Raw genomic sequence first — 17,273 nt, 5'->3', positions numbered from 1 at the left:
AATCTCCTATGTCAATTTGTTTAATCCCAAATACTTTTCAGCAATGATCATGATTGAAGCGGTAATGATCATCAAGATAACTGAGACTGCTGAAACTGTAGGATCGTAATTATTTTCCAAGTAGTTAAGAATAGACGTTGGTAACATATTTAAATCTGGACCATTCAAGAACAAACTAATTGGAATGTTGTTGAACGAAGTAATAAACGAAAGAATGAATGCTGCCACAACACTTTGTTTGATATTAGGAATAACTACTTTAAAGAACGCTGATAATTTGTTATACCCCACCATCCAAGCAGCCTCTTCAATACTTTCATCAAATTCCATCATCCCTGCAGTAATCAAGCGAACTACATACGGCAAGCAGAGTAGAAAATGTCCAACAAGCAAACTTATAAACAATGGCAATTGCAAACTAATCACTAAAGCTTGATACAAAGCAAAACCAATTACGATTTCAGGTATCAACGCCGGGCTTAAAAAGATAGTTTGAAACCAATCTTTATGATGGATATCAAATCTAGTCAATACATAAACCATCGGTGTTCCTACCACCAAGGCCAAAAATGATGCCACAATCGCAACTATCGAACTCATTTTTAAACCTTCAACGAAATCCGGTTGCTGGAAAACATTAGCGTACCAATCGAATGTAAATCCCTTTATTGGAAAAGAGATCGCCGATTCTTCACCAAAAGAAGTGATGATAACAATTAGTAGTGGCACAACTAGTATTACTAAAACTAAAAAACCGACTACGGATGAAAATTTTATTTTTGTTCTCATTTAGCATTTCTCCGATCTAGCAATTTAGTTCCATAATTCATAATTGTCATGACTAAGACAGCAATCACAGTTAGAACAACCGCTACTACACTTGCACTAGTCCAATCTCCTAAAGTAATAGATTGTTGCTGCAGCAATGTTGCCAAGACCATATTCTTATTTCCACCTAATAATTGAGGTGTTGTATAAGCTGTCAGTGATCCAACAAAAACTAGGATCGAACCAGTCAACATCCCAACCGACAATTGCGGCAAGATGACTTTAAAAAATACGATCATTGGTCTGGCCCCAATTACAGATGCCGCTTCTTCTACTTCAAAATTCAATTGACCAAACGAACTAACTAAAGATGTGATCATGATCGGTAAAAATAGATAAACCGATCCAACTACGATCGAAAAGTTCGTGTATAACAAAGTCATTGGTTTATCGATAATGTGCACTTGCATTAAAAAGTTATTGATAACCCCGTTCTTACCTAAAATAGTTATCCAAGCAAAGTTTCTAACTACGGCATTGGTCAATATTGGAAATAAAACAATAATTGAAACAACTTTTTTCCATCTATCCCCCAAACGAGATATCCAATATGCAGTGGGCAGCCCTAAAGATAAAGTTATTAAGGTCGTAACAACCGCGATTATCAATGTTCGTGCAATAACTTGCATATTTCCGCTACTACGGAAGAAGTTGAAATATTTTTCTAGGAAAAACTGATCCCCCGTAAACGTTGGCAAAAACATCTGCAAGATTGGCAATATCAACAAAACCAATATCAATAAAAGCCCTGGATATAGCAGTAAAACAGTAGATCTTTTCAAATTATGACAACCTTTCTGAAATCAATACCAGTAATATAGCAGAAAATACGAACAATTTCAAATTACATTTTTGATATAGTTCGTATTTTATTAGTAATAAAACTTAATAACAAAAAAAATAAGAAAATCGTTCGTACGATTTTCTTATTTTTTCTGGTTTTCAGAAAACTATTCTATTTAGAAATCTAAAGACTATTCAGGAACTTTAGCAATTCTTCCTTGTTCGATATAAACACTTAATATTCCAATATCAGCTGGATTAACTCCACTAATACGGCTTGCCTGAGCAATTGTTTCAGGATTGATTTTAGATAATTTTTGAACGGCTTCAGTTGCTAAACTTGGAACCTTTGTATAATCAATACGATCAGGAATCTTTTTAGACTCCATCTTCTTCAATCTTTCGATCTTCATTTGTTCTTTTTTTATATAACCAGCATATTTAATGCTAATTTCTACTTGTTCTTTAACACGACGATCAACTGGACCCTCATCAGGATCTCCTATCATATCAATGATATCTTCGTAATGTACTTCAGGACGTCTTAACAAGTGATCAGCTAAGATTCCATCTTTAAGACTCTTCAAGTTGTTCTTTTGCATAAATGGCTCTGCCATCTTTGGTGTGATCATCTTACGATTAAGACGGTTTAATTCAGATTCAATTTCTTCACGCTTTTTATTAAATTTAGCATAACGATCTTCGCTGATTAAACCCAGTTCATGTCCCTTATCAGTTAATCTCAGATCTGCATTATCATGACGTAAGATTAGGCGATATTCAGCACGACTAGTTAACAAACGATATGGTTCATTAGTTCCTTTTGTAACCAAATCATCAATCATAACGCCGATATAAGCTTCATCACGACGTAAAATAAATGGATCTTTCCCTTCAGCTCGTAAAGCAGCATTGATACCAGCCATAATACCTTGACCAGCGGCTTCTTCATAACCTGAAGTTCCGTTCATTTGTCCGGCAGTAAACAAATTCTTTACGACCTTAGTTTCCATATTTAGTTTCAATTGCCAAGGTTCGATAACATCATATTCAATTGCATATCCCGGACGCATTAACTTAGCATTTTCCAAACCGGCAACAGAATGAACCATCTTCAATTGAACCTCTTCTGGCATTGATGTTGAAAAATCACCAACATAATATTCTTCTGTGTCTTTACCTTCTGGCTCTAAGAAAATTTGATGACGTGGTTTGTCAGCAAAACGGACAATTTTATCCTCGATCGAAGGACAATATCTAGGTCCAACACCCTTGATAACACCAGAAAACATTGGTGCCCGATCAAGATTTTCACGAATGATTTGGTGTGTTGTAGCGTTTGTATAAGTCATCCAACATGATAACTGATCCTTCAAGTATTGAGAATCTGGTGTATCAAATGAAAAATGATTAGGTTCTTTATCACCTGGTTGTTCTTCAGTCTTAGTAAAATCAATTGTTTCCTTATTTACACGAGGTGGTGTACCAGTTTTAAAACGAGTTAATTTAAATCCATTTTCTTCAAGGTTTTCAGATAACTTAATTGAAGGAATACTATTATTAGGACCTGAAGAGTAAGTAAGTTCACCGATGATGATCTTACCCCTTGATGAAGTTCCGGCAGTTAAAACAACCGCTTTGGCATGATATCTAGCACCAGTGGCCGTTACAACACCCTTACAAATTCCATCTTCAACAATAAGTTTATCAACGATACCTTGTCTCAAAGTCAAATTAGGCTCTTCTTCAAGCACCTCTTTCATCATACGATGATACATATTTTTATCAGCTTGAGCACGTAATGCTCTAACCGCTGGTCCTTTACCAGTATTTAGCATACGCATTTGAATATACGTTTTATCAATATTGTGCCCCATTTCTCCACCTAGAGCATCAATTTCACGGACAACGATTCCCTTCGCAGGACCACCTAAAGAAGGATTACATGGCATGAAAGCTACCATATCCAAGTTTATTGTTACTAATAAAGTCTTTTGTCCCATTCTTGCAGCAGATAACGCCGCTTCAGAACCAGCATGACCGGCACCTACAACAATTACATCATAATTCTCTGAATCAAATTCCTTAACTTGCATAAATTCACCTATTTTCCTAAACAGAATTGTGAGAATAGTTGTGTTATCAATTCATCTGGATAACTTTCACCAGTAATTTCACCTAACGTATCCCAGCAAGCTGTCATATCGATTTGTACTAAATCAATTGGCATCCCTGCTTCAATTCCTGAAATAACATCATTTAAATTTTCTTTAGCTTGTCGTAACAAACCTGCCTGTCTGGCACTAGTAATAATTACGTTATTGCTATTATCCTCAATACCAGCATTAAAGATATTACTAATTGTCTTCTTAATGGTTTCAATACCATCGTTCGTTATAGCGGACGTTTTCAAAATAATATCGTCTTTTTTAACTTGTTCTACCGTCTCTGGCGTTATAACGGTGATTAAATCGTTTTTATTAAAAATAACAATACGATGCTTATCCTTAGTTGCTTCAAGTAATTGAATATCGTCATTTTCTAATTTTCGACTAGCATCAAGAACAACAATAACTAGATCAGCATCTTTTAAAGCTTTTTTTGAACGCTCTACACCAATTTTTTCAACCTTATCAGTTGTATCTCGAACACCTGCTGTATCGATCAATTTCAATGGAACACCATCAATATTGACATATTGTTCAACAATATCTCTGGTAGTTCCCGCTACGTCAGTAACGATTGCTTTATCTTCATCAAGTAATCTATTCAAAAGACTAGACTTTCCGACATTAGGTTTTCCAACAATGGCTGTTGCCAAACCATGTTGAAGAATTTCACCACTATCGGCTGTTTTTAGTAAACTATCAATATTTTTACTTACCAAATGAGCTTTCTCTAGCAACATTTTAGTTGTCATTTGTTCAGTATCATACTCTGGATAATCAATATTAACTTCTACTTGAGCTAAAGCATCTAATATTTCCTGACGTAAATTAGCAATTAAATGATTAAGATTTCCATCTAATTGATTAACAGCAACTTGCATGGCTTTATCTGTTTTAGCACGGATCAAATCCATTACTGACTCAGCTTGAGTTAAATCGATACGACCATTTAAAAAGGCTCTCTTAGTGAACTCTCCTGGTTCAGCCATACGGGCCCCAGAACCAATCAAAAGTTGCAATACCTTATTTGTCGCCACGATTCCACCGTGGGTATTGATCTCAACTACATCTTCTCTTGTAAATGTTTTAGGTGCCAACATAATTGAAACCATTACCTCATCTACTAAAGATCCGTCAGTTGGATCAATAATATGACCATAATTAATAGTGTGACTTTGAACTTTAGTAAGGTCTTTACCCTTAAATACCTTTTGAGCTATATCTACCGCTTGATCACCTGAAAGGCGAACGATTGAAATAGCACCTTCCCCAGGGGGCGTTGAAATAGCAGCAATCGTATCATATTCAGTAACTGCACTAGCCATAATAGTCCTCTTTTCCTATTTTTAAGCACAAAAAAAGTGCATAATCCACCAATTTGGCGGAAAAGCACTTTGACTACTTTTCTATATATTTGAACAATTCTAAAACATCTTAACTAGTTTTAGAAAAATTGTCAATTAACGACGTTTGTAAGCACGTTTTTTGGCTCTTCTAATCTTACGTTGCTTCTCACGCTCTGCTTCTTCCTTCTCCTTTTGAATACGACGATATTTGAAAGGATTTTGGAAAACCAATGTCTGAATAACTTGGAAAGCATTTGTTACAACCCAATACAAAGTAATGGCTGATGGGAATGTCAATGCTGGAACAAAAATAAAGAGCGGCATTACATATGTCATCAACTTTGTAGTTGTATTTTGATTTGGTTGAGAAAAACTTGCGATGTATGTACTTAAGAAAGTAAATACAGCCGCCAAAATTGCCATTATGTAATATGGATCAGCCTTACTTAACTGCATCCATAAGAATGTTCCGTTACGAAGTTGTTCTGTCTTATAAATAGCTTGGTACAAGGCAAACATAACTGGCATCTGAACCAATAATGGCAAACATCCTGCAACTGGATTAACACCAGCTTCACTATAAAGTTTTTGAGTTTCGTCTCTTAACTTTTGTTGTGTGTCAGTATCCTTAGCAGAATATTTCTTTTGAAGTGCTTGTAATTGAGGTTGCACAGTCATTTGTTTGTTCATACTTCTGATCTGGTACCAGTTTAGTGGTAACAAAACTATTCTAACGATCAGAGTAAATAGAACTATAGCCCATCCTGAACTATTGCCAACCAGAGAAGCTAACCAAAGGATAAATTGAGAAAAACTATATAAAACATAGTGATCCCAAATTCCTGTACTTTGACTGGTAATTGGTTCATTAAGGTTAGAACAACCTGATAAAACTAAAACAACACCAAGTAATAAAGCCACACCCAAGTATTTTTTTAAGCTTTTTTTATTCACTTTTACACCTATATATTATTATTTTTTATCTTACCCTAGTATTTTACCTAACTTTAGCAAATGTACGATATTTTTTTTCGTTTCAAACATATCTAATTTAACTGCTGGTTTTCGAGCAATAATCAAAAAATCCAGTTCAGCTGGTAACTCAGGTTTTAATTCCAACAGAGATTGTCTAACGTAGCGCTTTACACGATTACGGCCGACAGCTGTATGCGAAACCTTTTTACCTACTGATAATCCGACGCGGAAATGTTTTTGATCTTTTTTATCAATTTGATAAAGAACAAAATTACGATTTGCGACAGATTGTCCGTTTGAATAAACATATTGAAACTCATTTTCTTTTTTAATTCGATAACTCTTTCTCATATGTCACCAGACTATCCCTTGTTTTGTAATAAAAAAGGACCACTAAAAATCAGTGATCCTTCAAAACTAAGCTGATAATACTTTTCTACCCTTTTTGCGGCGTCTTGCAAGAACCTTGCGACCATTACTTGTACTCATTCTCTTCATGAAACCATGGACGCGTTCACGATGACGCTTCTTAGGTTGAAATGTTCTTTTTGTAGTCATCAATAAACCTCCTGAATCTTATTTAACAAATTTTTTTCACTTCTTCAGACAATTGCTTAACTATAATACCATGCAATGCAATGAATTTAAACAACAAATTTTTGATTACTTCCATATAGTTTAAAAAAGTATTGTCAGATTTTTTGAACAAATTTCCTGTGGATAATCTGTGGAAGAAATTAACAGTTTATTTTATCCACAAAACTTTAGACAAAGTTATCACCTGTAATTTTTTACTGTGTTTTAGTTTTCCACAGGTTGAGAATAATTTTTTAGATCTCCTAAAAAACCTGGTATTATGGTATTCTTAGCTATACATATTTGTGGATAACTATGTGAACAACTCATTTTTTCCGAGTTTTTCACAACCTATTTTTTTTCGTATTTCCAACTTGTTATTTTTTTATAATTTAAACATTTGTTCTGTGGAAAACTCTTTTATACAATGATAAACTATACAATGTCATTTTTCTGGAAAAAAATTATCCACATTAAAGATTGGGGGGAAATCTTTGCAAAATATAAACGACGATTCAAATGCTCAAATCAAACAATTTTGGGACTACTTAACTAGCAAATTAAAATCTAATTTGACCCCCGTCAGCTATACAACTTGGGTAGAAAGCGCAAATCCTTTATATATATCAGGAAACGATTTACATATTTCTGTACCTAGCAATCTTCATAAGGAATATTGGGAACGCCATTATGCAGAGGATATTGCTATCTACTCTTTTGAATTCAACGGAATTGAGTTAAATCCCATCATTGAAACTGCCGAAGAGCATGCAAAAAAAGAGGAACCCGAAAGAGTTTCTCAAAATAATGTCGAAGAAAAAACTACCACTGGACACGTTTTTCATAATTCACATTTAAATCCTAAATATACTTTTGATTCATTTATTACAGGTAGCGGTAATCAAATGGCACACGCCGCTGCATTAGCAGTCGCCGAAGAACCAGGAGTTATTTATAATCCACTGTTTATTTATGGTGGTGTAGGTTTAGGTAAAACCCATTTGATGCAAGCTATCGGACATCAAATGATCAAATTAGAGCCAGCTGCAAAAGTTAAATATATTACTAGTGAGACCTTTGCAAATGACTTCATCAATTCGATCCAAACAAGAACTCAAGATGAATTCCGTCAAGAATATCGTAATGTAGATTTATTACTAATAGATGATATTCAGTTCTTCGCTGAAAAGGAGGGAACTCAAGAAGAATTTTTCCATACTTTTAATGAGCTCTATGCCAATAGCAAACAAATTGTTATGACCTCTGATCGACTTCCAAATGAGATACCAAAATTACAAGAAAGATTAGTTTCTCGTTTTAGATGGGGACTACCCGTTGATATAACTGCTCCGGATCTGGAAACAAGAATTGCTATTTTAAGAAACAAAGCAAAAGCCGAAAATCTTGAAATTCCTGACGACACACTTTCTTATATTGCCGAACAAGTTGATACTAACGTTCGTGAACTTGAAGGTGCCTTGTTAAGAGTTCAGGCTTATTCAACTATGAATAAGGAAGATATTACTAAATCGATTGCAGCTGATGCTCTAAAATCACTGAAATTGAATAAAGAACAAAATGGATTAACGATAAATAAGATTCAGAGTCGTGTAGCAAAATATTATCGTGTTTCTGTTAATGATTTAAAAGGAAAGAAACGTGTAAAAACAATTGTTGTTCCTAGACAAATCGCGATGTATCTAGCTCGAGAACTAACTGACAAGTCTTTACCGCAAATTGGAATGGAATTTGGCGGCAAGGATCATACGACAGTTATGCATTCATGTGATAAAATATCCGAGTTAGTTATAAAAGATGAAGAAATCAAACGAGCAGTAAATGAATTGAAGGATGAACTTAGAAATTAACATGTTGAAAAGTTTTAAGTTTGTATAGAGTTATCCACACCTGTTAATAACAGGCAAAATTCAACAGTGATTTAGCTTTTAAAAAGTTTTCCACAGAATCAACAGTGCCTACTACTACTTCTATTTATATATATTAATTAATTAAAAGAGGGAGTCACCTATGAAATTTTCAATTGATCGATCTAAATTCGTGAATCAAACAAATAATGTTCAACGAGCTATTTCAACAAAAACAACTATTCCAATTCTCACAGGAATGAAATTAGACTTGTCAGAAAATGGTTTAACAATTACCGGAAGTAATTCAGATATTTCAATTACGTCATTTATCTCTAAAGAAGATACAGATAACGATTTAAGAATTGAAAGTACCGGGTCAATAGTTCTACCTGCTAGATTTTTTAATGAAATTATTAAAAAACTTCCTGGCGATAATTTTGATCTTGAGGTTTTAAATAATAATCAGACTTTAATATCTTCTGGAGTTTCAGAATTTACTATCAATGGTTTAGATGCAAGTAATTATCCACATCTTCCTGAAGTAGAGACTTCAAACCAATTAGTTTTCCCCACTGATTTATTTAAAGAAGTTGTTAACCAAACTGTTATTGCAGTCTCAAACCAAGAAAGTCGCCCCGTTTTAACTGGTGTTAACTTTCTGATCAGTAGTGAAGGTCTTACTTCCGTTGCAACTGATAGTCACCGTCTTGCACAAAGAAGAATCGATATCACAAGTGACGAAGACTATAACTTGATCATTCCTGGAAAGAGTTTGACTGAATTAGTCAGAACAATCAGTGATTCAGTTAAAGAAATTTCAATGTCAATTTCAGAAAATCAAGTTTTATTCAGTTTTGACAATGTAATGTTTTATTCACGTTTGCTCGATGGAAGATATCCAGAAACGGATCGTCTTATCCCAGCAGATTCGAATACTAGAATTACTTTTGACACAACAAAATTACTCGGTTCAGTTGAAAGAGCTTCACTCCTTTCTCATGAAAGTCGTAATAACGTTATTAAGTTAGAAATCAAAACTGCTGAGAAAAAAGCAACTTTATATGGTAATTCACCAGAAGTAGGAACAGTTGAAGAAGTTTTAGACTTTGAGACTCTTGAAGGTGATGATTTGGAAATATCATTTAATCCTGACTACTTGAAAGATGCCTTAAGATCATTTGGCGGAAATACCAATATAGAAATGAGTTTTACTTCACCATTGCACCCATTTACATTAAGACCAGTTGAGAATAAAGATAACTTTGTTCAACTGATTACACCTGTTAGAACATTTTAATTATGTAAAAAAGGGCCAGAACATTTCGTTCTGACCCTTTTTTTTGTCTGATTTGGAAATATACCAATATTTTAAGCTGTCTGTGATTTTTTTATCTTTTTTAGTGGGGAACTACTAAAAGGCCTTAAAATTGCTCTAAACGCTTGATAAGTTGTTTTTCAAGTGAAAAACCTCTATAATTATTGTATGTCAATAAATATGTAAATCTAATAAATAGGGTGTTAGTATGTCGCAAAAGATAAAGATTGAAACGGAATTTATAACGTTAGGACAATTTTTAAAAGACGTTGGGATCATTTCAACCGGTGGTCAAGCAAAGTGGTATTTGCAAGATAATCCAGTGAAATTTAATGGTGAACTGGAAAATCGTCGCGGTAAAAAGTTACGTAAGGGCGATGTGCTGGTTATTGACGATGAATCTTATGAAATTGAATGAGAACATTTGTATATAAAAGAATTACGGCTTCATAGTTATCGTAATTACAAGTCTTTAAAAATTGATTTTTCTCCTAATATTAATATTTTTTTGGGTAGAAATGCTCAAGGTAAAACAAATTTATTAGAGGCAATGTATTTTTTAGCTTTAACGAGAAGCCATCGGACATCTAGCGACAGAGATTTAATTATGTGGGGTAGTGACTTTGCCAGAATTTCAGGGACTGTTATTAAAGATAACTCTAGTAACCTTCAAATGGATTTGGTTATTAGTAAGTCTGGTAAAAAAGCCCGTTTAAATAATTTAGAACAACGCAAATTATCAAGTTATATTGGTAATTTGAATGTTGTTTTGTTTTCTCCGGAGGATTTGTCAATTGTAAAGGGCAACCCTGGTATTCGTAGAAAATTTATTGATATGGAATTTGGTCAAATTTCTGCTCAATATTTAAAGACAGTTAGCCAATTTCGTCGGGTATTAAAGCAGCGAAATGTATATCTGAAAAAATTACAACATCAAAAAAATCCAGATTTGATGTATTTAGACGTTTTATCAGATCAGCTATCTGGTTATTGTGCTGAAGTAGTGAAAATGCGTCTGGATTTCTTATCTCGTTTGCAAACTTTCATGAGTAAAATTCATGCTGACATAACCGATCAACAAGAGGAACTTAAACTTAGCTACAGTAGTGTAGTTGATGTTAGTAAAGCGAGTATTGAAAATATATATAATAATTACAAAGTTATTTTCAAAGATAATGTAAAAAAAGAAATTCAACGTGGCGTTACGTTATACGGACCGCACCGTGATGATATTAAATTTATGATCAATGGCAAGGATGCTCAAGATTTTGGTTCTCAAGGTCAGCAGCGTTCGGTCGCTTTAAGTTTAAAGTTAGCAGAAGTGGAGCTGATCAAAGAAGAGGTCGGCGATTATCCGATCCTTTTATTGGATGATGTTTTGTCAGAGTTAGATCGGAAAAGACAAACTCACCTTTTGACATCAATCAGTGATCGAATTCAAACATTCATTACCACAACTTCATTGGAAGATGTCGATCAGACTTTAGTTAGAGATCCTAATATTTTAAATATCAGTAATGGAGTAGTTCAACAGGAGGAAATTTAATGGCTGAAAACAATAGAGAAGCTGAACTAGAGAAAAAAGAAGAATTGGCCGAAGAATATGATGCCAGCCAAATTCAAGTTCTTGAAGGACTTGAGGCCGTTCGTAAAAGACCTGGTATGTATATTGGTTCAACCAGTAAACAAGGTCTGCACCATCTTGTATGGGAAATAATTGATAATGGTATCGATGAAGCTTTGGCAGGATTTGCTACTAAAATAGACGTTACTGTTGAGCCTGATAATTCGATCACTGTTTTTGATGATGGTCGTGGTATTCCTATCGATATTCAAAAGAAAACTGGTAAGCCTGCTCTAGAAACTGTTTATACGATTTTGCATGCCGGAGGTAAGTTTGGCGGTGGCGGATATAAAGTTTCCGGTGGACTTCATGGTGTTGGTGCCTCAGTTGTTAATGCCCTAAGTAGTGAGTTAGATGTTGTTGTTACTCGTGCTGGCAAGCAGTATGGAATCGATTTTTCTAAGGGTAAAGTTCAACATCCAATGCATGTTGTCGGGGATGCGCCAGAGTTTGATCATGGAACTAGAGTTCATTTTGTTCCAGATCCAGATATTTTTACTGAAACAACGGTCTATGATGACAAAGTTTTAACAACCAGAATTCGTGAATTGGCTTTCTTGAATAAGGGACTAAAGCTTACATTTACAGATAAAAGAGCGGATACCGCAGAAAAACTCGTCTTTCATTATGAAGGCGGTATTAAAAGTTATGTTGAATTTATGGACAAAGAAAAAGATGTCCTATTTGACGAACCTATCTATCTTGAAGGCGTTCAAGATGGTATTACAGTTGAAGTAGCACTTCAATATACCGATGAATACCACACTAATTTGATGACTTTTGCCAATAATATTCATACTTATGAAGGTGGTACTCATGAGGTTGGATTTAAGACAGCTTTGACGCGTGTTATCAATGATTACGCTCATAAAAATAAATTATTAAAAGACAGCGAAAAGCTTTCCGGTGAAGATGTTCGTGAAGGTATGACTGCAGTTGTCAGTGTTAAACATCCTGATCCTCAATTTGAAGGTCAAACAAAGACTAAGTTGGGTAACAGTGATGCTCGTACAATTACAGATCGTCTCTTTAGTGAGCACTTTATGAAATTCCTGATGGAAAATCCAAGTCTTGCTAAAAAAATCGTTGAAAAAGGTAGTTTGGCTACTAAAGCTAGAATGGCAGCTAAGCGTGCCCGTGAAGTTACGAGAAAACAAAATGGACTAGAAATCAGTAATTTACCTGGTAAATTAGCTGACAACTCTAGTAAAGATCCAGAAATTTCTGAATTATTTATTGTTGAGGGTGATTCAGCCGGTGGTTCCGCTAAAACTGGTCGTTCACGATTAACTCAAGCAATTTTACCTATTAGAGGTAAAATTTTGAACGTTGAAAAAGCAACAATGGATAAAATCTTAGCTAACGAAGAGATTAGAACGCTCTTTACAGCTATGGGTACAGGTTTTGGGGATGATTTTGATATTTCTAAGGCTCGTTATCATAAAGTTATCATCATGACTGATGCCGATGTCGATGGCGCACATATTAGAACATTGTTATTAACGTTGCTCTATCGTTATATGCGTCCAGTTGTTGATGCAGGCTACGTCTATATTGCTAAGCCACCTTTGTATCAAGTTCGCCAAGGTAAGATGATGCAATATTTTGATACTGATAAAGAAAAAGATGATTTTGTATCTCAACTTTCACCAAAACCAGAACCAAAGATCCAACGTTACAAGGGTCTTGGTGAAATGGATGCTGATCAATTATGGGAAACAACTATGGATCCAGAAAAGAGAAGATTAGATCGTGTTAACTTAGATGACGCCATCGAAGCTAATAAAGTTTTCTCAATGCTGATGGGTGACAAAGTTGAACCAAGAAGAGAATTTATCGAAGACAATGCACGTTATGCCGAAGTAGATTATTAGGGAGGTAAAGCAAGTTAATGGACGATAGAAGAATATCCAATGTTAATCTAACGGAAGTAATGAAAAAATCTTTCGTGGATTATGCCGCTAGTGTTATCGTTTCAAGAGCACTTCCAGATGTACGTGACGGTTTAAAACCAGTTCATCGTCGTATTCTTTACGGAATGAATGAACTTGGCGTTACACCAGATAAGCCATATAAAAAGAGTGCTCGTTTTGTCGGTGACATTATGGGTAAGTATCATCCACATGGGGACTCTGCCATTTATGAATCAATGGTTAGAATGGCTCAAGACTTTAGTTATCGTTATCCTTTAGTTGATGGACACGGAAACTTTGGTTCAATTGATGGTGATCCACCCGCTGCTATGCGTTATACCGAAGCTCGTATGAGCAAAATGGCAGTTGAAATGTTACGTGATATTAATAAAGATACCGTTGATCTAGTACCTAATTATGACGGTGAAGAAAAAGAACCAATGGTACTTCCTGCACGTTTCCCTAATCTTTTAGTCAATGGTGCAACCGGAATTGCTGTTGGTATGACTACTAATATTCCCTCACATAACTTAAAAGAAGTCATTGATGCATTACATATTTTGATGAGAAATAAAGATGCAACTATTGCTGACTTGATGAAAGTTTTGCCTGGACCTGATTTTCCTACTGGGGGAATCATTATGGGTCGTTCTGGTATCAGAAAAGCCTATGAAAATGGTAAAGGTACCATAATTTTACGTGCTAAAGTCGATGTTGTGACTAAAAAGAGTGGACAGGAACAAATTATTGTTACTGAATTGCCATACATGGTAAATAAAGCTAATTTAGTTGAACGTATTGCTGAATTAGCTCGTGATAAAAAACTTGATGGTATCACTGACCTTAATGATGAATCAGATCGTGAAGGTATGAGAATCGTTATTGATATTCGTCGTGATATGAGTGCCTCAGTTGTTTTGAATAACTTATATAAATTGACACAGCTACAAATTTCTTATGGTATCAACATGGTTGCTATCGTTGATAAAACACCTCGTGTTTTGTCTCTAAAAGAAGTTTTAGTTTACTATTTGAAGCATCAAGAAGTTGTTATTAGACGAAGAACTAAATATGAATTAGACCGTGCCCAAGCACGTGCTCATATTCTTGAAGGATTGAGAATTGCTCTTGATCATATTGATGAAATTATTAGTATTATCAGAGGTTCACAAACTTCAAGCGTTGCAAAACAAACTTTAATGGATCGTTTCAAGTTATCAGATAAACAATCACAAGCCATTCTTGATATGCGTTTGGTTCGTTTAACTGGTTTGGAACGTGAAAAAGTTGAAGCCGAATATCAAGATCTTTTAGTTAAAATTGCTGATTACAAAGATATTTTAAATACACCAGAACGTGTAGATAAAATAATTTATGATGAATTACTTGAAATTCAAGATAAATTTGGTGATCCTAGAAGAACTGAAATTCGTGCTAGTGAAGTAGCTAATATTGAAGACGAAGATTTAATCGAAGAAGAAAATATTTTAATAGTATTGACTCATAACGGTTATATCAAGCGTTTATCAGCTGATGAATTTAGAGTTCAAAATCGTGGTGGCCGTGGAATTCAAGGTATGGGTATCCATGATGATGACTTTATTGAACATATGATCTATGCCTCAACGCATGATCGAATGCTATTCTTCACTAATACTGGTAAAGTTTATCGAACAAAAGGTTACGAGGTTCCTGAATACGGCCGTACTGCTAAGGGAATCCCTGTAATAAATCTGCTAAATATCGAAAAAGGAGAGAAGATCCAAACTGTTATCAATGTCGGTCGAGATATTGATAAAGAAAATTCATTCCTCTTCTTTGTTACTAAGTATGGAACTGTAAAACGTACTCCAGTAACTGATTTCGCTAATATTAGACATTCCGGACTTCGTTCGATCACTTTAAAAGATGGTGATGAATTAACTAATGTCTTTTTAACAGATGGTAGTAAAGTCATTTTCATCGGAACTCATCGAGGTTATGCTGTAACCTTTAGAGAAAGTGACGTTCGTCCAATGGGTAGAACTGCCGCCGGTGTACGTGGTATTAAGCTTCGTGAGGAAGATTATGTTGTAGGTTCATCAATAGTTGAATCTGGACAAGAAGTCCTTACGATCTCTGAAAAGGGTTATGGTAAGCGTACTAAGGTTGAAGAATATCCAGTTAAGGGACGTGGTGGTAAAGGTATTAAGACTGCTAACGTTACCGAAAAGAATGGACCAATAGCCGGTGTCACAGCTGTTAGTGGTGATGAAGATATTATGTTGATCACCGATATGGGAGTTATGATCCGTTTTGAAGTTCAAAGTGTATCTCAAACTGGTCGTGCTACTTTAGGTGTCAGATTGATTAAGGTTGATGATAATTCAATTGTTTCAACAATGGCAAAAATTGAACACGAAGAACCAGACGATGATGATGAACAAAAAGATAGTGATTCAGATCAAAATGATTCAGATAGTGCTGAATTAAAAGACTCAATAGAAACAAAAGAAGATTCAGATAATACTGAAGAATAAGAAAAGTGTTTCTGCGTAATTTGATATGTATCAAGTTTTTGATACGTGTCAGGCAGAAACACTTTTTTAATGGAAATTTTATCTAGAAATTGTTTGGCAATTATGCTAAACTATAACATCGTGAGTATAAAATGTAGTTAATTTATGCTCCTTGTTCTTTAATTAGAACCATTAGACCATAAGGAGGTGTACAGTCATGGCTGAAACACATTACGAAATTACATACATCATCAAACCTGATGTTGAAGAAGACGCAAAGAAGGCTCTAATCGATCGTTTCGATAAGATCCTTACAGATAACGGCGCCAAAGTAATCGATTCCAAAGACTGGGAAAAGAAACGCTTAGCATACGAAATTGCTAACTATAAAGAAGGTGTCTACCATATTGTAAACGTAGACGCTGACAACGATGAAGCAATTAACGAATTCGATCGTCTATCAAAGATCGAAGACAATATTCTTCGTCACATGATCATCAAACGTGAAGACTAATTTTGTTTCACGTGAAACATTTTAAGGAGGCAGGTATATGATTAATAGAGTAGTTCTAGTTGGACGCCTGACACGTGATCCTGAACTTAGATATACTGCCAATGGTGCAGCAGTTGCCAGTTTTACAGTCGCTGTAAACAGACAATTCACTAATGCTCAAGGTGAACGTGAAGCTGATTTTATTAATTGTGTTATTTGGAGAAAGGCTGCTGAGAATTTCTCTAACTTCACTAACAAAGGATCACTTGTTGGAATTGATGGACGTCTTCAAACACGTAACTATGAAAACCAACAAGGTCAAAGAGTCTATGTAACCGAAGTAGTTGTAGAAAACTTCTCATTGCTAGAATCAAGATCTGATAGTGAAAGAAGAGCTAATTCAAGTAACAATAGTAATCCAAATCAAGCTCCTAATTACAACCAACAAAATCAATCATCAAATCAGTCTCCAACAAATAACAACAATAACTTTAACAATCAATCTAACAATAATAATAACAGTAACAACTCAAATAATATGGGCGATCCATTTGCTGATAACAGTAAACCAATCGACATATCAGATGACGACTTACCATTCTAAAGTGAAGGGAATGACATAAATGGCTCAACAAAGAAGAGGCGGACGTAGAAGACGTAAAGTTGACTTCATCGCAGCTAACCATATCGAATTTATCGATTATAAAGATACAGAATTACTTAAGAGATTTATCTCAGAACGTGGTAAGATTTTGCCAAGACGTGTAACTGGTACAAGTGCAAAGAACCAAAGAAAGCTTACAATCGCTATCAAACGTGCAAGAATTATGGCTCTATTACCATTCGTTGCTGAAGACTAATTGAAAATTAATTTAAGACCACTGCA

16 protein-coding genes are annotated in these 17,273 nt (G+C 34.9%); 9 read left to right on the top strand and 7 right to left on the bottom strand.

The window, feature by feature from the left end; all coding sequences use genetic code 11:
• Positions 1-6: 6 nt before the first annotated feature.
• From EKM77_RS03905 to rpmH, 7 genes are all read right to left on the bottom strand, one after another.
• Complete coding sequence (locus EKM77_RS03905; protein ID WP_125592749.1) at positions 7-789, bottom strand: ABC transporter permease; 783 nt, start codon at positions 787-789, stop codon at positions 7-9.
• A complete protein-coding gene (locus EKM77_RS03900; RefSeq protein ID WP_125592748.1) occupies positions 786-1,610 on the bottom strand; it encodes an ABC transporter permease in 825 nt (274 codons plus the stop codon). The genes EKM77_RS03905 and EKM77_RS03900 overlap by 4 nt, the downstream gene beginning before the upstream one ends.
• Positions 1,611-1,802: 192 nt before the next feature.
• The gene (gene mnmG, locus EKM77_RS03895) at positions 1,803-3,707 is read right to left on the bottom strand and encodes a tRNA uridine-5-carboxymethylaminomethyl(34) synthesis enzyme MnmG (protein WP_125592747.1); all 1,905 of its coding nucleotides are present in this window, start codon (positions 3,705-3,707) and stop codon (positions 1,803-1,805) included.
• A gap of 8 nt (positions 3,708-3,715) precedes the next feature.
• Positions 3,716-5,104, bottom strand: a complete 1,389-nt coding sequence (gene mnmE, locus EKM77_RS03890) for a tRNA uridine-5-carboxymethylaminomethyl(34) synthesis GTPase MnmE (protein WP_125592746.1) — start codon at positions 5,102-5,104, stop codon at positions 3,716-3,718.
• A 135-nt stretch (positions 5,105-5,239) separates the two neighbouring features.
• Positions 5,240-6,079, bottom strand: coding sequence for a membrane protein insertase YidC (gene yidC / locus EKM77_RS03885; RefSeq protein ID WP_125592745.1), 840 nt, complete (start codon positions 6,077-6,079; stop codon positions 5,240-5,242).
• A gap of 30 nt (positions 6,080-6,109) precedes the next feature.
• Positions 6,110-6,451 (bottom strand): ribonuclease P protein component, encoded by a 342-nt coding sequence (gene rnpA / locus EKM77_RS03880; protein ID WP_125592744.1) that lies wholly within the window; start codon positions 6,449-6,451, stop codon positions 6,110-6,112.
• Between the two features lie 66 nt (positions 6,452-6,517).
• Positions 6,518-6,658, bottom strand: a complete 141-nt coding sequence (gene rpmH, locus EKM77_RS03875; protein WP_010625561.1) for a 50S ribosomal protein L34 — start codon at positions 6,656-6,658, stop codon at positions 6,518-6,520.
• Between the two features lie 521 nt (positions 6,659-7,179).
• Between rpmH and dnaA the strand changes: the two genes are divergently transcribed.
• The 9 genes from dnaA to rpsR all read left to right on the top strand — a co-directional run bounded on the left by dnaA (position 7,180) and on the right by rpsR (position 17,247).
• Entirely contained in the window at positions 7,180-8,544 is a 1,365-nt protein-coding gene (gene dnaA, locus EKM77_RS03870) for a chromosomal replication initiator protein DnaA (RefSeq protein ID WP_377729525.1), read from the top strand.
• Between the two features lie 160 nt (positions 8,545-8,704).
• On the top strand, positions 8,705-9,841 hold the full coding sequence (dnaN, locus tag EKM77_RS03865) for a DNA polymerase III subunit beta (RefSeq protein WP_125592742.1): 1,137 nt from the start codon (positions 8,705-8,707) through the stop codon (positions 9,839-9,841).
• A 226-nt stretch (positions 9,842-10,067) separates the two neighbouring features.
• Complete coding sequence (gene yaaA, locus EKM77_RS03860; protein ID WP_125592741.1) at positions 10,068-10,277, top strand: S4 domain-containing protein YaaA; 210 nt, start codon at positions 10,068-10,070, stop codon at positions 10,275-10,277.
• Positions 10,278-10,283: 6 nt separating this feature from the next.
• Positions 10,284-11,405: a DNA replication/repair protein RecF gene (recF, locus tag EKM77_RS03855; protein ID WP_125592740.1), complete on the top strand. Its 1,122-nt coding sequence runs from the start codon at positions 10,284-10,286 to the stop codon at positions 11,403-11,405.
• Positions 11,405-13,357 carry a DNA topoisomerase (ATP-hydrolyzing) subunit B gene (gyrB, locus tag EKM77_RS03850; RefSeq protein WP_125592739.1) on the top strand — a complete coding sequence of 651 codons (1,953 nt, stop codon included), beginning with the start codon at positions 11,405-11,407 and terminating at the stop codon, positions 13,355-13,357. Before recF ends, gyrB begins: the two co-directional genes overlap by 1 nt.
• Positions 13,358-13,374: 17 nt before the next feature.
• Positions 13,375-15,915 (top strand): DNA gyrase subunit A, encoded by a 2,541-nt coding sequence (gyrA, locus tag EKM77_RS03845; RefSeq protein WP_125592738.1) that lies wholly within the window; start codon positions 13,375-13,377, stop codon positions 15,913-15,915.
• Positions 15,916-16,111: 196 nt separating this feature from the next.
• On the top strand, positions 16,112-16,408 hold the full coding sequence (rpsF, locus tag EKM77_RS03840; protein ID WP_057766449.1) for a 30S ribosomal protein S6: 297 nt from the start codon (positions 16,112-16,114) through the stop codon (positions 16,406-16,408).
• 37 nt (positions 16,409-16,445) lie between these two features.
• Complete coding sequence (ssb, locus tag EKM77_RS03835; protein ID WP_125592737.1) at positions 16,446-16,991, top strand: single-stranded DNA-binding protein; 546 nt, start codon at positions 16,446-16,448, stop codon at positions 16,989-16,991.
• A gap of 19 nt (positions 16,992-17,010) precedes the next feature.
• Complete coding sequence (gene rpsR / locus EKM77_RS03830) at positions 17,011-17,247, top strand: 30S ribosomal protein S18 (RefSeq protein WP_125592736.1); 237 nt, start codon at positions 17,011-17,013, stop codon at positions 17,245-17,247.
• Positions 17,248-17,273 lie beyond the last annotated feature (26 nt).

The sequence above is a fragment of the Companilactobacillus baiquanensis genome, from assembly GCF_003946605.1.
GTDB lineage: Bacteria > Bacillota > Bacilli > Lactobacillales > Lactobacillaceae > Companilactobacillus > Companilactobacillus baiquanensis.
Note: the sequence above shows the minus strand (reverse complement) of the source record. Positions and strands in the feature narration are given on the sequence as shown.